The sequence below is a fragment of the Providencia sp. PROV208 genome, assembly GCF_028479465.1.
In the GTDB taxonomy this organism is placed as follows: Bacteria; Pseudomonadota; Gammaproteobacteria; order Enterobacterales; family Enterobacteriaceae; genus Providencia; species Providencia alcalifaciens.
The window spans coordinates 21443-38494 of sequence record NZ_JAMPNS010000018.1 but is presented as its reverse complement, the minus strand read 5'-3'; the positions used below and the strand labels follow the sequence as shown (position 1 = coordinate 38494).

Sequence of the window (17052 nt, the reverse complement as noted above, 5' to 3'; positions counted from 1 at the left end):
GCGTTAGAGGAAAACGCAGTTACGTTTACGCCAGATGAGATACCCAAAGTTTTGGCGACTGTTGGGCGATGCATAGCCAGCTTGCCAACGCATCACCGAGCGACCAAACGGGTGGCACTGCGCGGTATCAGGATGCATATTCACCATTTGATACCGATAGCGGTCTTTGGGAATAATCGGAGAAGGGTACATGTAACACACTTCCTGATTTTTCCCGACACTGTTCATCACCAACCCTTGCCGATGCAGTTTGAACGCCATGCGTTCAGACAATAAAACGGAGGCGGCCTGTGGACTAAATTGATTCGAGGTATAGCCCGTAAACGGATACATACTGCCCTGAGAGCCGGCACACCAAAAAAGGGCATTGAGCGGCTTACTGCCAATGCTGGCAATCGCATCCGCCGCACACGCACCTTGCGCGATGGGATTTGCAAACACAAAAGCTTCAGGGGCAATGATGGAGGATAACGAGCTGTCATTCCACAAGGGGTCTAGCTCCGATAAATAGGCGATATCCATATCACCTCGCTCTAAGCAACCCACCGACGTGATGATATTCAACCAATATGTCAGCGGGTATTTGTACCAATGCACATGGTAGAATGCCCCTTGGGTTGCAGGCTCATCTTGTGTCCCTTTTCCACCTCCCGCTTTCCCCACATTGAGGTTAAAGCTCCCCAGATTCACCATGCAATATGGTGACCGTGTCACATCGGTCATGGCAAACGGCTCCCAATAGCCAATCGCCAATCCCACGCGATACAGTATGCCCATCGGGCAAATTTGAATCGGCATGGACGGATTTTCAGTGTCAGGGGCAATGCCTGGAAACACAGGCACTTTCCCTATGGTCATCGGAAAAAGACAATCCCAACAAATATCGCTGATCGGATTGACAAAATTCCCCTCACACAATGCATCTGCCTTCACGGGGGGAGACAGGAAAATACTCCCGAATAAACATAAACTGGTTAACCAAGCTTTCATTAACGCCCCTCCTGCATCGGTGCAGAGACAATTCTCAGCTTATCGCCTTCCTGTGTGACCACGGCAGGAATGTACCGGATACCAAGTTGCTGCGTTAAGCTGCCCGCTTGGTCAAAGTAAATGCGCGTATTGAGCTGTTGTGTCGCGGTTTTGATGTTGCCGTTCGTCAGAATGACTTTGTAGCGCAGCGTCGGTGGGGTTTGTGCCTTCATCCAGGCCACTTGGCGTGGATCATCGGCATCGAGAAAATAAAGCGTTTGCCCCAGTCCGACATGACTTAGCGGATTAATCCGGTCACCCTGACGGGCAAATACGGTTCCTTGGTGATCGGCATAATCCCCTTGCACCGTAAAAGTGGGGTCATACCACAGGGTATGTGGCTGTGTGTCTGTCAATAATCCCTCAACCGGGGGCGGTCGCAAGGTGTTTTCAATCACCCGTTCCTTAAAATCGTGTTGCATTTGAGCCATTTCCCCTGTCGCTTCCAACTGCTTGAGGCGACCTTGAATAAACGACAACATACTTTGTTCTTGCACGGGATACACATCACCCCATACGCCTAAATCCTTTGCCCCCCCAATGCAAGGAACGCACAGCAAGAGCGCAAGAGAGAATTGCCGTAATCGCTTCATGCCCCCCCCTATTGCGCCATTTTGCTGGCTATCGCCGCCTGAATATCGACGGTAATATCGTCCGCGCCCATCACCACGGCGGGCGTCACTAAAATCAGGGCGCGGTGCTGCACTTGGTATTCAGACAGGCTTTCACTTAACGCCACCTGAAATCGCTGTGTCGCTTGCGCGATTTGTTGTTCACTCAGCGAGTTTTCGGCATTAAATTGCTGGGCCATTTGCTGCTGATATTGGTTGACGGTATCGGTCATATCGAACGTGACCGTGACGGGGGATAAGGTACGCATCACGAACACCGACACCGCGACACTGAGCCCCAGTCCAATTAACATAAAAAAGCACACCGCTTTTAGGCATTCGCGTTGACGACGCTTGCGGCGAGGTGAAATTGCCGTGGCGGGCTTTTCGATTAATGCCGTGTTTGAATTTGCCATTGAGATAACCTCTCCATTTCTTGCGGGAATTTATGATTAGCTAATGCCAATAAGGATGCTTGTTGACTCAAGCCTTCAGCGGCTTTTTCTTCACGGAATTCAAAGTCTTTACCGTCGGTGGAGAACAAGGCACGACTAATCGGGTCGGTAATGAGCCGGTGATACGACGAACGTCCCGAAATTCGCAACATAAAGGCACTGAAATGCGCATCTTTGGCGGACGGGAAACCTTCGATTACCGCACGCTCCACGGGGCTGAACTGGTCAGGGTTTTTCTGGTTGTATTTTCGAAAGGCTTCCATGTTTTGCCGCAAGATAATTTTGAACGATGAGTTACTCCACGCCGCCTTAGCAGCAGCACTGGCCATGTCCCCATCAAAGTCTTCAATCCCTTGCGAGATGGTAATGTACGCGCCGTAGTATTTACGGGCGGTACGATAACCGCCTTCAATAAAGTCACCGACAAAGCTGCTTTTGTTATCCAGCAATTTCCAGCCTTCATCGATAATGGCGACTTTTTTCACGTTACGCGGAGAAAGGTACATACGCTGTTCAATGAAGATCATCATCGAGAACATGACTGCGGCAAGCAGGTCAGGCTTGTTTTGTAAGCCGCCCATTTCCAGTACCGTAAAACGTACCTGCTCATTCAGTGCGGGTTTATCACTGTTGAAATACTCACCGTAAATCCCTTGGGTGGTGTATTTCTGCAAGGAGACCACAATTTCTTGCATTTTATTGCGCACCGTACTTTGTGGATCAAAGTAAGCGCCATCGATTTGGGCCTTAAGATACGCTTGAACATCATCAATCAGCACCTCATTGCCTTTGTGACCACTCGGCGCTTTACCTTCCCACACCTCTTGCACCGCATTCAGTAAGATGGATTTAGAGGTGTCATCCATATCCCCTGACGGGTTGGTGAGCACTAATAACAAGTCACGGATACTTTCGGCCGCTTCCTTAATATTGACCACGCCAGCAAACGGGTTGAATTTCAGATCTCGAGCATCAACATAGACCCCACCTAAACTGCGGCATAACTCTTTGTACGAATCCCCCATGTCCAGCACATACGCCCAACCCCCACTGTCCAACACTTGGCGGATCATCGCTTGAATTAAAAACGATTTACCGCCTCCCGACGTTCCGCACACCGCCATGTTGTAGTTGTCATTACCGAGACCCGACGTTTGATCAAAGATATCCAAGTAGGACAACTGATGGCGGTACGACGGTATGGGTAAACCACTTTGACAAATTCGGTTATCGGCCACCACGGGCATTAAATTGGCCACATTAAAAGTCTTCGCCCGCAAGGTGCCACCGGAGCGCACCATGTCCCCCCATAACCCCTCTTGCATCACAAAGGGGAACATGGCGAGGTAATTACGCAGTTGCATGAACGTCGGGGGACACAAGGTTAACTTATTGGTAGTGTAGGTGTTCACTAACACCATTTCGGCTTTCAGCGCTTTGTCATCATCATCCTCACAAAATAAGGTGATACCGTAACTGAAACGCGCTAAGGCAATTTGATTGGCGTCCAATCCTTCACGTAACTCCCCCCACTCTTTGGCTTTTTTCTTCACCCCTGGCACCCAGTTCACGTACTTGGAGTTGGCCCGCCCGTTATTGGCGACAAATTTACTCTTTGCCTCATTCTGGATTTTGACCAAATCTTCCACATACACCGTCATGCTGATGGCAAAGGGACATGCAACGGTGGATGCGGGGTCAAGCAAATTGCTAAGATTATCCCCCGCTTGCCACAAGGCAAACTGGGTCGGGTTTTTCTCCAGCATGTAGTTTAAAATGCGCGTTTTACTCTTTTGCCCTCGCGCGGTCGATAGTGTCTGATGAATGGCATCGGGGCGGATTTCCAACGTCAGAGAGCGGTCTGCACATTGCTCATTCAAGGATTCGTAAGGGTCAACCTCGGCACTCGGCAAGGTAATCTGGTCATGCTTAAAGTTACTGAGTTCACGAACCACTTGCAGTAACTGTTTTTCATTCAACTGATTGGCATACAGTTCCGCCGCCGCCAGTGATTGCTGTACCACACTCAAGGTTTGATTGACCTTTTGCAAGGTAATGACGTCGGCTTTTTTATGCTCTTCCGCGTAGATAATAAACAAGCGATAATTACGTAAGGATAAAGGCAAATCGAGCTTATTATTAAAGCCTTGCAATGCGCCGCGCTCATAGAAAGCGCGAGTGATATGATTAAATTGAGAGGCCATCTCCCCCTGCCACCCAAAGTCCTTCAGCCCATAATCGAGAAGATTGCTCACACATTTACTGCCAAGCAATAACACCGTGAGCGGGATTTTGCGTGGTAGCTTGTTACGTAAAAAGTAATCCAACGCGTCCACTATTTTATCGTTGGCCCCAATCAGTGGCGTACACTCCAAGGCAAAGCCAATGGTGGACTTATTAATAAATAACCCCGATTTTTCATCGTAATGACGATACGGCAACATGCTACAAAACGACGGGTAATCCATGTCCTCCAGTGCTTCTTCCGCGCGTTTGTTGCCATCCGTGTCACGCCAACTGGTAAAGAGGTTCTTTAATAGCGCTTCTTGCAGGCTCAGTGGTTGCGGTTCGTCATCAAAAGCAATCTCTTTTTTATTGGGTAAGAACGGGGCGACTAACTTATCCAGTAAACTGCGTTTTTCGTTCATGATTACTGCGCCCTCCACTCACCGTCTTTGACCACAAAGGACACCACGGCAGGTTGATATAAATTATCGTGCTCATCAACCCACGGGGCGACCCATAAACGGGCCGTTGACGTCGGTAATCGTTGAGGTGGCGCCATACCAATATCCCCCCAAGCCCCCCACGGGGTTGAAGTGTCAGTGATGACTGGCATCGAGGATGCCACTTTTTTCACCGGTGGTGCGGAATGCGCAAAGGCTCCCAAGGATGAGACCGACGCCTGAGCAACGGAATTTTTTGTCTCAACCGGTTTCACCGGACGTGCCAGTGCGGTGGTCGTCATCGGCACAATGGGGGTTGCCAACGGCGCTAACCGCGGCAATTCTGCTCGCTTTTGCGTTGTCCCTCCTAACGTCTGTGATTTTCCAAGGGGAGACGTTTGCGCTGAGGCGCGTTGATTGGCCTCTTCCATGGTCATGCAGCTGTCTTGCGCGGTGGTATTACAATCAAAGGAATCTTTCATACCCGCCGTACAACCGGCGAGCAGGGTTAATGCGCCTAGAACTAGGAGTTTTTTCATAAAATGAACCTTATTGAATACAGAGTTTGAAAAAAGAATGACTGCGAGGAAATTTGACTACGGCTGAGGCATAATCCCCAATTGCTGCATTAATCTTTTGTATCGTGCATAGGTTTCAGGATCATGATGTTGCATTAATTCGATATGAGCCAAGTAACAAATGATACGATGAGGTAGTAATGGTGTTGAAATAATTATTTAATCGTCTCGAAATTACGGTTATCGACAATTTTAGGGACTTCCCGGTTGAGAATGTTAAGCAGTAATACCGAACGCGCTTCCCCATTCGGTTCACTGTAAATGGCTCGTACACCTTGATAAACACCATCATAGATGACTACTTCATCCCCTTTTTGCGGGAGTTGCTCACTCACCTCTTTCATGAAGTTCGGCACCATCAGTGACGCAATAATTTCATCGGGAACCAATACCGGTAATTTGCCAAAGCGCACAAAGTAATTTACCCCCCGCGTTGAGTTAATGGTTGAGAAGTGAATAAATTCATAATCGAACTTCACAAATAAATAGTTTGGAAATAAGGGTTCCATCACTTTCCGTTTGCGGTTTCTCACCATTTTCTCCGCCTCATAACGCGGAGAAAAACAGTTCACACCTTGACGTTCAAGGTGTTCAATCGCCCGTAAATCTTGCCCTGTTTTGCAATACAACAAATACCATTTTTCCATGATGTTAATGCCCCTGGTGTTCTGCACTCAAAACTTGCACAACCCAAATACTCAAGGTGCTGTAAACGGCTAAAAAGAGCACCGTATCCCAACTGACGTTGACACAGACAAACAGCAATGCAGGTAGAATGGTCAATAACGTTATCGACAACACCGGCATAGACAGATTGAGTTTTAAGAATTGGATTGGCTTTTTCATCAATACGACCTGAATGCGAAAGGTGGATGAAAAGGTCAGAACGGCCTGACCCTCACAATTTATTGCGATGATGTACCTGTAGGCACGGTATCGCCCAGTGAAATGCGTTCAAGCACCTGTTTAGAAACGGAAATCCCATTATTGACGGACTCTTTGAGCGTGGGTGATTCTGAATGACCTTTTTTCGCTTTATTCATCTCTTCGATGAATTTCAGTTGAAAGCCTTCTTGGAAAACGACCGTCACTTCAACCCCAGCGCCAATCGGTATCACAGGGTGATATTGCTCAGCCCGTTTAATTAAATACTCTGACACCATTTTGCCTGACTGCTGCACCCCGCCCCCGACACCACCCCGCGCCACATCACCAAACGAGGTCGTGTTACTGGCCCCCATCCCGACAGAAGTGGAACCCACTTGAGAAATCCCAGAACCCAGTGCATCAATAAACCCGCCGGCAAAGGCATACCCAACCAATTGGCCATTGCGAATAACCGGTTCGCCTTTAATCCCGTTTTTCCCCATAAAAGACACATGCCCTTTAAACGGCATATCGACGGTATGCCCTAACAACTTGCAGGATAATCGATCGGTGCGAACTAATCCTCGCTCACTGGAAATATCCCCATACACCCCCGCTGTCACCGCACAACCACTCAGGTCGTATTCTTCATCATTCGGCATGATGAGTTTACCAATCAGACGAAATTGCATCGGAGAAGGGTTACTGTTTCCCGTGACCGACGCATTTGCATCGGCCCCTTCAATGACACTCGCTTTGGCAAAACTGCCTGACGGAATATAAGGCAGTGGCGGCAGTTCCACGCGAACGTTGTCTCCCTCATACTCAAAGGTCATAGATTCCAAATCTTGCTTCAAGACAGGATTAATATTGATTTGGGGTTGCCCGATAGGGTATTGCCCTGCGGGATAAAACTGGGTTGGCGGCGGAATAATCGGTTGATTCGGTCCCGTATTTAATGTGGGAACTTGCCCGACAGGCAATGACTGTGGTAGAGGCGGTAATGCGTTATCACCGTGGATCATCCCATTACTCATGTCCGTTAATTGGTCTTGCAATGTCGTTAAATCTTTATCCTGCTGCTCAATTTTGTCGCGATAGGCTTTATTTTCCTGCTCTAGCTTCGCAATCCGCGCATCCACCTGCTTCATCTTCTTATCCACTTGGGATGCCGTTGACTGCAAATCTGCCATCGCAGATTTACCGACATTCTTATCAAAGGTGGAAGAGACTACGCCAGTCATGTTCGGCGCGGGTCTGGCTTGTTGTGAAACCGATTTTTTGGGCGCAGGCGGTAAGCTCATGTACCACGCGGCCGCACCGACACCCGATAAACCCAGCGCGAGTAACACAAAAATCACTGTCTGTTTGCGTTTTGCTTTCACATTAATGTTGGCCATTATCCACCTCATTACTCACCGTCAACCAGACAGTCGCCGTCGCCCCCGCCAAGACAGTTTCACTGTAAGGGTAAATCACCACAGAACGAACACCGGATTGATTGAATAAACGCTCTGACAGGGGTTTTGCCACAGAACTGGTATTACGCACATGCAACTGATACACCCGCAAACCGCCCCCATTCCACATGGTATCGGCTGAAACGGCATACCCTGACGGCAACTGAAAGTTAGGCACCGCAATCACGGGCGCCTCAACAAACCCGTTCGGCAGCTCACCATTGAGTAAAGCTTTGTGCAGTTCAATCAGCATTTGAGGGTACGGTAATGAACGCTCCCAGCGTTTCGCTGCGACCTGTGGTGCCGGTTTGTTGGATATCAATTGCAGTACACGACCATCGCGTTTTTTCGGCACCGCCACGACAGAAACGGTTAATCCCCCTGCAGTTCTGACATAAAACGTGAACGGCGTCGTTTGTGCCGTCATTAAGACGACGCCACCATTCGCAATCCCTGCAGTGCCTTTATTATTACCGTTAATAAACATCCCTTGCGCACTATCGATACCCACCACTCTGTCCCCTGGCACCACCAAGAGATTGGGTTCACTGTTACTGAATTCCACTTTCACTTGTGCATCCGGCGACACGGGAATTTTGGTGGGAAGCTGGGCGACAGGTTCAGCACTGGCGGGATGCAAAACACTGCTAATGAACAACGCTAACAGTGTCCCCATCACCTTGTTACGGTTTGTTTTCATCAATGATGTCCTCGAAACTGATGACCTCGGTTATGCCGTTTTGATATTTCACATGCAATCGAACTTTTTTGGACTCGGGCAACGCTTCACGCTTACCAATCCACGTTTTCAGCTCACCTTGAATGTCGACAATGCCATCAACGGGGTAGACTTCCATTTTTGACAGGTAAAATGCGGACGTCACGTTGTTGGCAATCACCTCTTTAGCTTCAAGAACCAAGACATCTTGCATTTCAGGGCGAGACTCTTTACTCACATATCGCAGTAGCGATTGGTGATTGGCTTTCACGGATTCAGGGCTGACGTTGTAACGCAGATAAATCAGTGACTGCGCCACTGACTCAAGGTAGTTCGCATCCGCGTGTGAACGCGTCAAGGTAAAGGGGGTGTCGAAAAACATCGGAATGTATGTTTCTTGTCGACTGTTTAATAAATCATCTAATCGTAGCCACGCAAAAATATTGCCCGTTAAACTCAAGCCCAACATAAAGGTGAGAGAGACAAACAGTAACGAGGTGTATTTTGTGGCGGACTTTGCTGCGCTCAGTTTCATGCAGCCTCCTTCCTTACTTTAAATAGAGTCTGAACGCGGATTCAGGGAGAGTTTTGTAAATGCTTTTAAAACAGTAGGCGGGTAAATACCAATAACAGGCGTTCAGTAACCAGAGACTGCCCCGCCCTTTTTTAAAATACCTCAGTGCATACCAGAGCAACGCGCCAGCCACAAGACCGGCTATTTCTTGTCCTTCATAAAAGCCCCATAACATGGGGCTTATGAGAACAGCGGCTTCATCATTGGGTAAGGGAAGAATACCGCCTTGCTGAGATAATGTCTGAGGAAAAAGAAAACGTGCTGCACGTTCATCTTCCATCAAAATTATCCTTTATTACGGTGTACCGGATGGCGCACCACCAATTAAACCAAACACAATTTTAGTCCCTACGATGAACACCGGGATCAGCAGTAATAACGCGGGGTTTTGTGTTTTCATGAACGCCAGGAAAATCAAAATCGCTTCGGCGATCATGATGTAATACATGACGGAGGAACCACTACCAAACGTATCCCCTGCGTCCTGTACCCCTTCTTTGGCTAAGTCAGCCGCTTGCGCAAACCCACGAGCAGCCATCCATAACACTAAGGGCGCAGCCACATATTTATAGAGGGATTTTGCCGTTTTCGTATTTAAGGCGCTCCATGCACGTGAGAAGATCCCCTTGCGCTTGGTTACCGGTGAATCAATAGCAATTTGACTCATAGTCTTTCCTTTTTAATTAAATAAATGCCAATGGTTACGTAAATAAATAATTATCTACTTCAATAAGAGCTTATTAGCTCGCTTTATTCCCTACTTAATTAATGTGTAAATAACACATATAAAAAGTAAGAAATAAAACGCGGTAATTTTCCCTGGCTTTGGGTAAAGCTACCGCCCCAGGTGTACACTGCCATTTTTTAGGCAAAGCGATCCCATTGCTGTGTGTAATCAACAAAAATAAAAACCAAAATGGAATAAACTCAGTAATAGAGTAAATTAATATTTAATTAATAACTCTTGGTAATTTCCTTCAATATGTTCAACAAGTCGTAAATGATCTGATAATCGTATAACTGCTTCGACTTTTTTAGAACGTCGTGCGCGCTTAGCGGATTCAGTTAATAAACGATTTGTTTCAGCACTAATCGGTACACTTATTGTGACCGCCTTATATTCTTTTTCTTTCATGGAATCCTCATTTCTCTTAACCATGAAATTATCATATATAAAAAAATTAGTCTGTAAACCACCCGACTCGGGGGGTATTCTCCTGGTATTTTTCTAAAATAGATAATGGAACAAAACAGTCCCAATTAAGTTGAAACGCAATATCTGATAATAAATAACGATTAAAAACACGCAATCTACTTGCACCAAGTATTCTACTAACATGTTCTTTTATAGTTTCATTACTTCGTTTCATTATTTTAGCAACTTCTGGATTAGTTAATCCGTGAATAACTAGCCATGCAACAGTCCATTCAGTACTAGTTAGTAATTCCAAGGGGTTTATCTCTTTTAATCTTTTTATTGAAGATAAAAAATCCAGTTGATTATAAAAACTATCTTTTCTTATAAAGAATTCAGAATTGAAAACTCTAAATTTAATATTGGTATTTTCCATGTAATCATATATTTTCAAATTAATAATATTACCTTCATGAGAAAATACAAGGTCAATAACATCCATTGCAATAGCAATTGGATATAACTGATGCTTAACTAATTCAATCGATGAAATATTAAAACGCTTTTCTTTTTTAGGAATTTTCAGTGAGTTTAGAATTGAATGAAGCTTTTCAGGAGAGCTACAGGATAGAACTTGACCACTTTGGTCAAGAATCAACCAAAAATATACGCTATTTAAAAAATCAGGTAGGTATTCTCGAAAAACCGCTTGTTTTATCGCATCGAGATCAATAGGATCATGAGTAGACATGTAACCATCTCCTTGAGTCTAGGTTATGTGTTTAGCTCAATAAGGGAGGTCTCAACTCCTTTATTGGGCGATTCTTAAATTTTAATCGAGCAATTAAAATTACTTAAGATAAATATACCTATATTTACAGATAAAATCAATCGTTATATTCAATAAAAACCGCATCTCCATATGCAATTATATAACTTGAAACGCTACCACTTCCTGTTCTTTGAAATGACCCGGTTTCGTATTTGAAATTAATTATTGCATTCCCTCCTTTTTCTTGAGTTAGAGTTATTAGCTCTACCTTTGCTACTTCATCTTCATTTTTGAATTTATCCCAATTTTCAGATATGACTATTTTAACCATACCTAGATTTTTTGTTATATTGGCATTAGGGATACAACTCGATGAGTAGATATTACTGTCAATCAAAGGAGCATGCACTATGGGATTTTATGTAAATATTTTCATAAATAATATCACTTATCATTAATATTAAAAAATTGTTCTACCAGCCTTTCAGTTTCCTTTTTCATCTCTGCAATTCCTTCTCTAAAATCATAACGACTATCTTCTTTTATTTCATTAATATTAAATAACATCTGAAAAATCATTTGAATACACTGTCGTGTTTTTGCTGAGTCCTCTAACATTTGCTTTTTATAAAGCTCTTCCCATGTCATTCCTTCATCATCTGTTTCATCAGCCTTCTTTTTTAAATTCATCGTGACACGAACGCCAATATCCAGCATTTCTGAACAGACGCTCGACATATTTGCGTCTGCATGGCTTGCGCCATCTGCTCGCCGTTCATCAACAATAGTTCTAATTGCATCATAAACTTTTTGTGACATATATACGTTTTGTCTTGCCATTTATTTAACCTATTTATTTGAGTGCTAATTGAGTGCCTATAAAAATCGATAGTATCATATTTTTAGTGCTTTAGAAGTGCTAATTCTAAATATTTTCAGCACTCACTCAGTGCTTATTTCACGGCACAGATAAAGCACCGTGATTCATAGCTTATTGTTTTAATTTACTTAGCCACAAGATAGCCACAAAACAGCACTAACTTAGCCACATTTAAGCACTCTTTTAGCACTTAACACAAAGAGTTTTAAAATTTCTACGCATTTACATTTAATTAACACCATGATTTAACAGTAAATTCTTGCAAAATGAAATTTTGCGTGGGGTGTGAAATCTTTTCTTCTGAGGAGCGCAATTTAATGCTTGGCGTTTGTGTAGGCTCGAAATAAAATGTATTCCGAATTTTAAATAAAAATCCCGCTCGTGTTAGCACGAAACAAAATAACAATAGGTTCGACCATTATGCAAAAATGGATAATAACGATACTTATGCTTTATACATCCACTATCTTTGCCAAAGATTGCTTCAATAATGCCGCAAGAGACTATCAATTGGATGCTGACTTATTACGGGCGATCGCTTATCGAGAAAGTGCATTTAAGCCAAATGCGATTAATTACGTATCTCCATCTAGTTATGCTATTGGATTAATGCAAATTCATTCACAGAATTTTAATGAATTGGCTCGATTTGGTATTACAGAACAACAATTAAGAGATGATCCCTGTCTAAATATTTATACCGGTGCTTACTATCTAGCAAAGTTTATAAAAATACAAGGTGATGTTTTGTAAGGTTTTGGAGCATATAATGCGGGATTAAAAAAACGATTAAACAAGAACAAAAAAGATACAAGTATGCTAACGAAGTCTATCATATTTATCTGGCGTTAAAAAAGAAGTCATCGTGATATTGTTTATTTTCATTAATCCATTATAATGACCTCTGATATTAATTGGTGCATGTGTATTAATATCAAAAAAACGCGCTTTCGAGCGCGTTCCCTTTTTAATAATAAACAGATCATTTACCGATAAACGACCTCACTATTCAAAGACATCAACTAAACACCTACCCTCCCCACAAACAAACTTTCTTTTTACCGATAAAAAACTTTTTTATTACATAGTATTTTCAATGAAAATATATTCAATGTGATATGGAATAACATTTTCAATAACGTTAAAGTTCGTGATAAAAAAACGCAATTAACACCACCATAAACAAAATAAGATTGATAGACTTCATGCTTATTAACCATGTAACCCACTTCTTCATCTATCGAATAAAGATAACAAGAACCATGATGATCAGTTAAAATTAAGAAGTTAAATATTAGAATATTTCTTTTTAAATCCACTCGACTATTATTTCAAGTTACATCCCTCTTACAAACGAAACTACATGAATCGATAAATAGTTTGAAGTGTTTGATTTATCACACTGAAAAGGATTTAGATAAAAATAGCGATTCAGCCTTATTCAATATATTGGCCTCTTGTTTTCGTTTTTTCTCTACAAGAATGTGATACTGGCAATATTCATTATTTCATAGATAATATTTGTTATTTATTGACTACGCACAAATAGATCCCCGACATGTAATTAAGCGCAAGCCAAAGGCTTGCGCAGGAATTGATTAATCAATCGCGTTGAATATTTTGGTTTGTGATTCAAGGGATAATGTTAAAACAAAATCTCACAATTGATGAAAACAAGCAGAAATACGCTCACAATCTTCCTGATGTCCTTTTTCATGAGTGATAAATGAAAAATGACTTAACAGGATTAAACAGACAATAATCCCCGCTTCTTGAGCGTTCACTTCCCCACAAAAACCATTTGGGGAGTTAAGCATATAGTTTTTTGGCGGTTGCAAATAAAAGCCACCATTCGACAGTTGATAAAATTCCCAGTACCCGCCGTGATAAGTAACGGCATGTCGATTCATCCAGTGATAAATCGCATTTTCAAAGACAAGATAATACCTTCCCAACTTGGCAGGTAAAAACCTTAAGCGAGCTTGCGGCGTTTTCACCGTTATAGCCGTAATGACAGTTTCGTCTTTTCCCTTTCTTTCGTTAGATTCTGGAGCTGCAAGGTTTTGATGTGATGACATTTTTGAGACCTCCTCTGTGTTAATGATTTCTTTCGTTGAGTTCCTCCGCTGCAAAGGGCGTACATAGATGAAATGAGGAAGGAAGCAAGGGCGGAGGCAAAATTGTTGGAAAGCGCAGCGGCAAGAATTTTGCTGGAGTGCACTTTACGCTTGCTGGATGACGAGTGGAATCTATGTTTAAGCTCGAGCGGAGGGACTTGACGAAAGAGGAACAACACAGTAGCTGAAAATGACGAGCCCCGACTTGCGGTGAGACCGTCGAACCGCAAGTCGCCCTTTGAGCTTAACAAGGTTAAGCGGTCAATCAGGCGCAGCTCCCAAAGGGAGCTTGCCTACCTGCCATTTGCGCCACGCGTGAGCGTAAAAAGGCGCTGCCGTTGACCTTAAAGCCCGTTATCCACATTATCCACATGAGGTGAGCCAGTGAGCCCCACCCTCAACAGTGGGGCGAACGGGAGTGTACGGGGAACCCGCACCGATTGTGGGTAATGTGGATAACGGGCGTTCGGTTTTCTCCTGGTTCGATGCCAGGAGAAAACCGCAGGGCGCAAAAAAAGAGAGGAAATCCCCCTCTTGAGAATTAAGCGTGTAAGAAGGATTTAAAGCGCAAGGGATTTAACATCAGCATCGGCGTATACAGCGTTTGACGAACTTCCAAGGTTAAGCTATTACCAATATTGACTATCGCCGGAACCCCCAACAACGCCAATTGCAGATAACACATTCTCGCTGCGACCTCATCAATATCCGTACACACCGCTATCATGTGCTTTTGTGGATTATAGCCTTGATTTATCAGTACATTCGCACAAGCAATCACCATGCCACCGGCGCCACACCACCCGTAACATTCATCACTGGTGACAACGGCTTTAGGCCTGAATTTCTCTGTATCGTAGGCGATTTCCGATTTGTCCATAGATTACCAATCTAAGTGGTGACATTTGTGTAATTTTGTCACCACCTTGTCATCCTGCACGTCATCTCTATTGTTGACTTCAGAATGAGACGTTGCCATTAGTTTCCAAGCTGTTTCACCTCATTGTACAAGGTATAAAGACGATGAGCAGACATATCAAGGATTGGCTCATACATAAATGAGTTCAAATGTATGTTTTCTGGTGTCATCAAATTTACTTGATCCAGTAAGCGTATGATGCCTGTGTGACCTGGAAGCATTTCAACATACTTATCAAACAGCTCTCGTGTCTGATTAGATTCGATACTATCTACAAATGCTTGGTCATTAATCTGGGCAATCATGAATTGCTCTGCTTTCAGCCGGATAGCCATTGCAACAATAACTTTGGATTCAAGCTCAGGTGACTCATGCGCAGCGCTTGATAATACGTCTGCCTTCTGAAATATCTTGTCAATCACACGTGATGTAGTATCTGGCAGGATCAAGGCAGGCTTATCTACAAGTACAGCTCGATATATATCTTGTAATTCCTGCACCGTGATGTTTTGACTATTTGCCTTTAGATGAAGCAGTGATGTCAGTGTTAAGTAATGGGCATCGTACCCACAGTATTCAGCGAGGTTTCTAACAAATGGAATACTGGCTAGCATGTAATGCTCATTTTGATGCATATCTCGCTTCCAAGCGACGAATACATCATTCTGGTACTTTTCAGGATTAAGTTTTATTTCCGTCGATGTCTTAGTAGCCAGCATTCGCCTATTGCGCGCAACGCGATTTCTGCTTCCAATTATTCGACCACCTACAATTCTATGAAAATCGAAGTTATGCGTAAGAATCAAAAGGTAGAAATGTGTAACCTGAGCAATATCACGAAGGTACTCAACGATTGCATACTTATTTTTGTAATCAAAGGAGTCGGCAATATCGTCTATGACGATCAATATCGGTGCGCCTGCGTTCTTTTTAGCTTCAATTTCAAAAAGAACATTCAGGATGTAAAGTGCACGTTTCTCGCCTTGGCTTAGAGTATCAAGCAAGGTTTCATGTTTAACCTGCTGCTGACCACCGCGACCATCATCAAAGTCAAACTCGATAGATGGGGCAGCGTTATTAAGAATGACATCATCCTGATTGTCCACCCTAAGCTTGAACGGAACGGAAAATCGCTTGTTGAATATATCGACAACGCCCTTCCAAATCGTTTCCTGCTGCTTCGCTTGATCAATAATGTATTTAACTTTTTCCTGATTCGACTTGTAGGTTGAGACAAGGTCATCCCAAACTGATTGGTGTGATTGAAGATAGCCTGTAATCAGCTTTTTCTTGAAGCCCTTTACGTCCTTATATTCCGGCAATAGCTCTTGGTGTTCTGAAATAAAATCTCGAAAGGCATGAGTCTCTTTTGTGGTTAGCTTTTTATCGACCTTGCTAAATTTTTCTTTCAGTTCGGGATTCTGAAAAACCTTATTCTGCTCTTCCTGCAGAATTTCATTTAAACGGTCTTTGGAAGTTACTTCTTGCTTTTGGCCATTAATTGAAAGATTGACGCTATGAGATGCATCAAAGAAGCCTGTATCGGAGAGGCTTTTAGAAACAGTTCCCGCTTTCTGGTGATTGAAACTCCTCGACAAAACCGCTGATTCGCTAATGAGTTTTTCATAGGTTTCCACATAACCAGTCAACTCCTGCTCGAAACTCTCTGTAGCAGCGAGATCCAGAACCTTTGGATTAAAAAGATCTCCATACTTAAACTCGGCAAAACTAGAATAATCTTGCGCAGCCTGAAGCTTCAATTCAGCCAACAGGTCAAGAAACTCCTTTTCCGGCCGATCAAATGCTTCACAGATCAACTCCGGAATCGCTTTGTTCTGCTTTCCTGATGACTTTGCCAACTCTTTTATTAGCAGGGCTCTTTTATCATCGACTTCTTTTAGGGCTTCATCATAGTCACGCTTTAGGGCCTCATTAACCAATAGCGTGGAAACCTGCTTGGAGCTATAACTTTCGTCGTATGAATTAATGACCATTATTTGGCCAGCATCAACTGGCTGGCCATCTAAAGTAACAACTCGTTTCGTTGCTCGCTCAGGAAAGATAACGTCCTTTGACTTCCTGTCGTCTTCAATGTCCTTTAGTGTCTTGGCCAGAGAGGTTTTCAATGTTCCATTGGGCGCATACAAAGAGCACACGCCGTCAACGCCATCAATTCTGGTAAAGTCTAACTCCTGCACCAGTTTATTGATGCCATAACAGTTCTCCAGATCCAGCCCAAGTTTCATTTTGACTTCCTTTTAAAATCGTTCA

General features: G+C 43.6%; 20 protein-coding genes. 1 reads left to right on the top strand and 19 read right to left on the bottom strand.

Annotation, left to right across the window (positions count from 1 at the left end):
• Positions 1-3 precede the first annotated feature (3 nt).
• The 16 genes from traU to PR766_RS14670 form a co-directional block, all read right to left on the bottom strand.
• Entirely contained in the window at positions 4-990 is a 987-nt protein-coding gene (gene traU / locus PR766_RS14745; protein WP_036954353.1) for a conjugal transfer pilus assembly protein TraU, read from the bottom strand.
• The gene (traW, locus tag PR766_RS14740; protein ID WP_036954356.1) at positions 990-1622 is read right to left on the bottom strand and encodes a type-F conjugative transfer system protein TraW; all 633 of its coding nucleotides are present in this window, start codon (positions 1620-1622) and stop codon (positions 990-992) included. Before traW ends, traU begins: the two co-directional genes overlap by 1 nt.
• A gap of 8 nt (positions 1623-1630) precedes the next feature.
• Positions 1631-2056 (bottom strand): type-F conjugative transfer system protein TrbI, encoded by a 426-nt coding sequence (gene trbI / locus PR766_RS14735; protein WP_154635824.1) that lies wholly within the window; start codon positions 2054-2056, stop codon positions 1631-1633.
• Positions 2032-4743 (bottom strand): type IV secretion system protein TraC, encoded by a 2712-nt coding sequence (traC, locus tag PR766_RS14730; RefSeq protein WP_230086701.1) that lies wholly within the window; start codon positions 4741-4743, stop codon positions 2032-2034. Before traC ends, trbI begins: the two co-directional genes overlap by 25 nt.
• A gap of 2 nt (positions 4744-4745) precedes the next feature.
• Positions 4746-5300: a type IV conjugative transfer system lipoprotein TraV gene (gene traV, locus PR766_RS14725; RefSeq protein ID WP_036954360.1), complete on the bottom strand. Its 555-nt coding sequence runs from the start codon at positions 5298-5300 to the stop codon at positions 4746-4748.
• A 194-nt stretch (positions 5301-5494) separates the two neighbouring features.
• On the bottom strand, positions 5495-5986 hold the full coding sequence (rfaH, locus tag PR766_RS14720; protein ID WP_036954364.1) for a transcription/translation regulatory transformer protein RfaH: 492 nt from the start codon (positions 5984-5986) through the stop codon (positions 5495-5497).
• 4 nt (positions 5987-5990) lie between these two features.
• Entirely contained in the window at positions 5991-6185 is a 195-nt protein-coding gene (locus tag PR766_RS14715; protein ID WP_148444772.1) for a hypothetical protein, read from the bottom strand.
• A gap of 59 nt (positions 6186-6244) precedes the next feature.
• Positions 6245-7606 carry a TrbI/VirB10 family protein gene (locus PR766_RS14710; protein ID WP_036954369.1) on the bottom strand — a complete coding sequence of 454 codons (1362 nt, stop codon included), beginning with the start codon at positions 7604-7606 and terminating at the stop codon, positions 6245-6247.
• Positions 7593-8366 carry a TraK domain-containing protein gene (locus PR766_RS14705; RefSeq protein WP_036954374.1) on the bottom strand — a complete coding sequence of 258 codons (774 nt, stop codon included), beginning with the start codon at positions 8364-8366 and terminating at the stop codon, positions 7593-7595. Before PR766_RS14705 ends, PR766_RS14710 begins: the two co-directional genes overlap by 14 nt.
• Positions 8350-8919: a type IV conjugative transfer system protein TraE gene (gene traE, locus PR766_RS14700; protein WP_036954377.1), complete on the bottom strand. Its 570-nt coding sequence runs from the start codon at positions 8917-8919 to the stop codon at positions 8350-8352. The genes PR766_RS14705 and traE overlap by 17 nt, the downstream gene beginning before the upstream one ends.
• Before the next feature lie 13 nt (positions 8920-8932).
• On the bottom strand, positions 8933-9238 hold the full coding sequence (traL, locus tag PR766_RS14695; protein WP_036954381.1) for a type IV conjugative transfer system protein TraL: 306 nt from the start codon (positions 9236-9238) through the stop codon (positions 8933-8935).
• 15 nt (positions 9239-9253) lie between these two features.
• A complete protein-coding gene (locus PR766_RS14690; RefSeq protein ID WP_036954383.1) occupies positions 9254-9625 on the bottom strand; it encodes a type IV conjugative transfer system pilin TraA in 372 nt (123 codons plus the stop codon).
• A 276-nt stretch (positions 9626-9901) separates the two neighbouring features.
• Positions 9902-10093: a TraY domain-containing protein gene (locus PR766_RS14685; RefSeq protein ID WP_051422751.1), complete on the bottom strand. Its 192-nt coding sequence runs from the start codon at positions 10091-10093 to the stop codon at positions 9902-9904.
• 46 nt (positions 10094-10139) lie between these two features.
• Positions 10140-10844 (bottom strand): response regulator transcription factor, encoded by a 705-nt coding sequence (locus PR766_RS14680; protein ID WP_036954385.1) that lies wholly within the window; start codon positions 10842-10844, stop codon positions 10140-10142.
• Positions 10845-10980: 136 nt separating this feature from the next.
• Positions 10981-11196, bottom strand: a complete 216-nt coding sequence (locus PR766_RS14675) for a YbjQ family protein (RefSeq protein WP_148444771.1) — start codon at positions 11194-11196, stop codon at positions 10981-10983.
• Between the two features lie 113 nt (positions 11197-11309).
• Positions 11310-11705 carry a relaxosome protein TraM gene (locus tag PR766_RS14670; RefSeq protein WP_051422754.1) on the bottom strand — a complete coding sequence of 132 codons (396 nt, stop codon included), beginning with the start codon at positions 11703-11705 and terminating at the stop codon, positions 11310-11312.
• A gap of 460 nt (positions 11706-12165) precedes the next feature.
• Between PR766_RS14670 and PR766_RS14665 the strand changes: the two genes are divergently transcribed.
• A complete protein-coding gene (locus tag PR766_RS14665) occupies positions 12166-12498 on the top strand; it encodes a transglycosylase SLT domain-containing protein (protein ID WP_270104049.1) in 333 nt (110 codons plus the stop codon).
• A gap of 905 nt (positions 12499-13403) precedes the next feature.
• On the opposite strand, the gene PR766_RS14660 is transcribed toward PR766_RS14665, so the two are convergent.
• From PR766_RS14660 to PR766_RS14650, 3 genes are all read right to left on the bottom strand, one after another.
• Positions 13404-13823 carry an antirestriction protein gene (locus PR766_RS14660; protein WP_080675665.1) on the bottom strand — a complete coding sequence of 140 codons (420 nt, stop codon included), beginning with the start codon at positions 13821-13823 and terminating at the stop codon, positions 13404-13406.
• A gap of 580 nt (positions 13824-14403) precedes the next feature.
• Positions 14404-14742, bottom strand: a complete 339-nt coding sequence (locus PR766_RS14655; RefSeq protein ID WP_051422756.1) for a hypothetical protein — start codon at positions 14740-14742, stop codon at positions 14404-14406.
• A gap of 98 nt (positions 14743-14840) precedes the next feature.
• Positions 14841-17027, bottom strand: a complete 2187-nt coding sequence (locus PR766_RS14650; protein ID WP_036954393.1) for a hypothetical protein — start codon at positions 17025-17027, stop codon at positions 14841-14843.
• Positions 17028-17052 lie beyond the last annotated feature (25 nt).

Bases quoted from the DNA above. Each gene is read 5' to 3' on its own strand.
- PR766_RS14670 (WP_051422754.1), bottom strand. From the start codon at position 11,705: ATGGCAAGACAAAACGTATATATGTCACAAAAAGTTTATGATGCAATT.
- PR766_RS14660 (WP_080675665.1), bottom strand. From the start codon at position 13,823: ATGTCATCACATCAAAACCTTGCAGCTCCAGAATCTAACGAAAGAAAG.
- traV (WP_036954360.1), bottom strand. From the start codon at position 5,300: ATGAAAAAACTCCTAGTTCTAGGCGCATTAACCCTGCTCGCCGGTTGT.
- PR766_RS14680 (WP_036954385.1), bottom strand. From the start codon at position 10,844: ATGTCTACTCATGATCCTATTGATCTCGATGCGATAAAACAAGCGGTT.
- trbI (WP_154635824.1), bottom strand. From the start codon at position 2,056: ATGGCAAATTCAAACACGGCATTAATCGAAAAGCCCGCCACGGCAATT.
- PR766_RS14675 (WP_148444771.1), bottom strand. From the start codon at position 11,196: ATGGTTAAAATAGTCATATCTGAAAATTGGGATAAATTCAAAAATGAA.
- PR766_RS14655 (WP_051422756.1), bottom strand. From the start codon at position 14,742: ATGGACAAATCGGAAATCGCCTACGATACAGAGAAATTCAGGCCTAAA.
- PR766_RS14715 (WP_148444772.1), bottom strand. From the start codon at position 6,185: ATGAAAAAGCCAATCCAATTCTTAAAACTCAATCTGTCTATGCCGGTG.
- traW (WP_036954356.1), bottom strand. From the start codon at position 1,622: ATGAAGCGATTACGGCAATTCTCTCTTGCGCTCTTGCTGTGCGTTCCT.
- PR766_RS14705 (WP_036954374.1), bottom strand. From the start codon at position 8,366: ATGAAAACAAACCGTAACAAGGTGATGGGGACACTGTTAGCGTTGTTC.
- rfaH (WP_036954364.1), bottom strand. From the start codon at position 5,986: ATGGAAAAATGGTATTTGTTGTATTGCAAAACAGGGCAAGATTTACGG.
- PR766_RS14665 (WP_270104049.1), top strand. From the start codon at position 12,166: ATGCAAAAATGGATAATAACGATACTTATGCTTTATACATCCACTATC.
- traL (WP_036954381.1), bottom strand. From the start codon at position 9,238: ATGGAAGATGAACGTGCAGCACGTTTTCTTTTTCCTCAGACATTATCT.
- traU (WP_036954353.1), bottom strand. From the start codon at position 990: ATGAAAGCTTGGTTAACCAGTTTATGTTTATTCGGGAGTATTTTCCTG.
- PR766_RS14710 (WP_036954369.1), bottom strand. From the start codon at position 7,606: ATGGCCAACATTAATGTGAAAGCAAAACGCAAACAGACAGTGATTTTT.
- PR766_RS14690 (WP_036954383.1), bottom strand. From the start codon at position 9,625: ATGAGTCAAATTGCTATTGATTCACCGGTAACCAAGCGCAAGGGGATC.
- PR766_RS14685 (WP_051422751.1), bottom strand. From the start codon at position 10,093: ATGAAAGAAAAAGAATATAAGGCGGTCACAATAAGTGTACCGATTAGT.
- traE (WP_036954377.1), bottom strand. From the start codon at position 8,919: ATGAAACTGAGCGCAGCAAAGTCCGCCACAAAATACACCTCGTTACTG.
- PR766_RS14650 (WP_036954393.1), bottom strand. From the start codon at position 17,027: ATGAAACTTGGGCTGGATCTGGAGAACTGTTATGGCATCAATAAACTG.
- traC (WP_230086701.1), bottom strand. From the start codon at position 4,743: ATGAACGAAAAACGCAGTTTACTGGATAAGTTAGTCGCCCCGTTCTTA.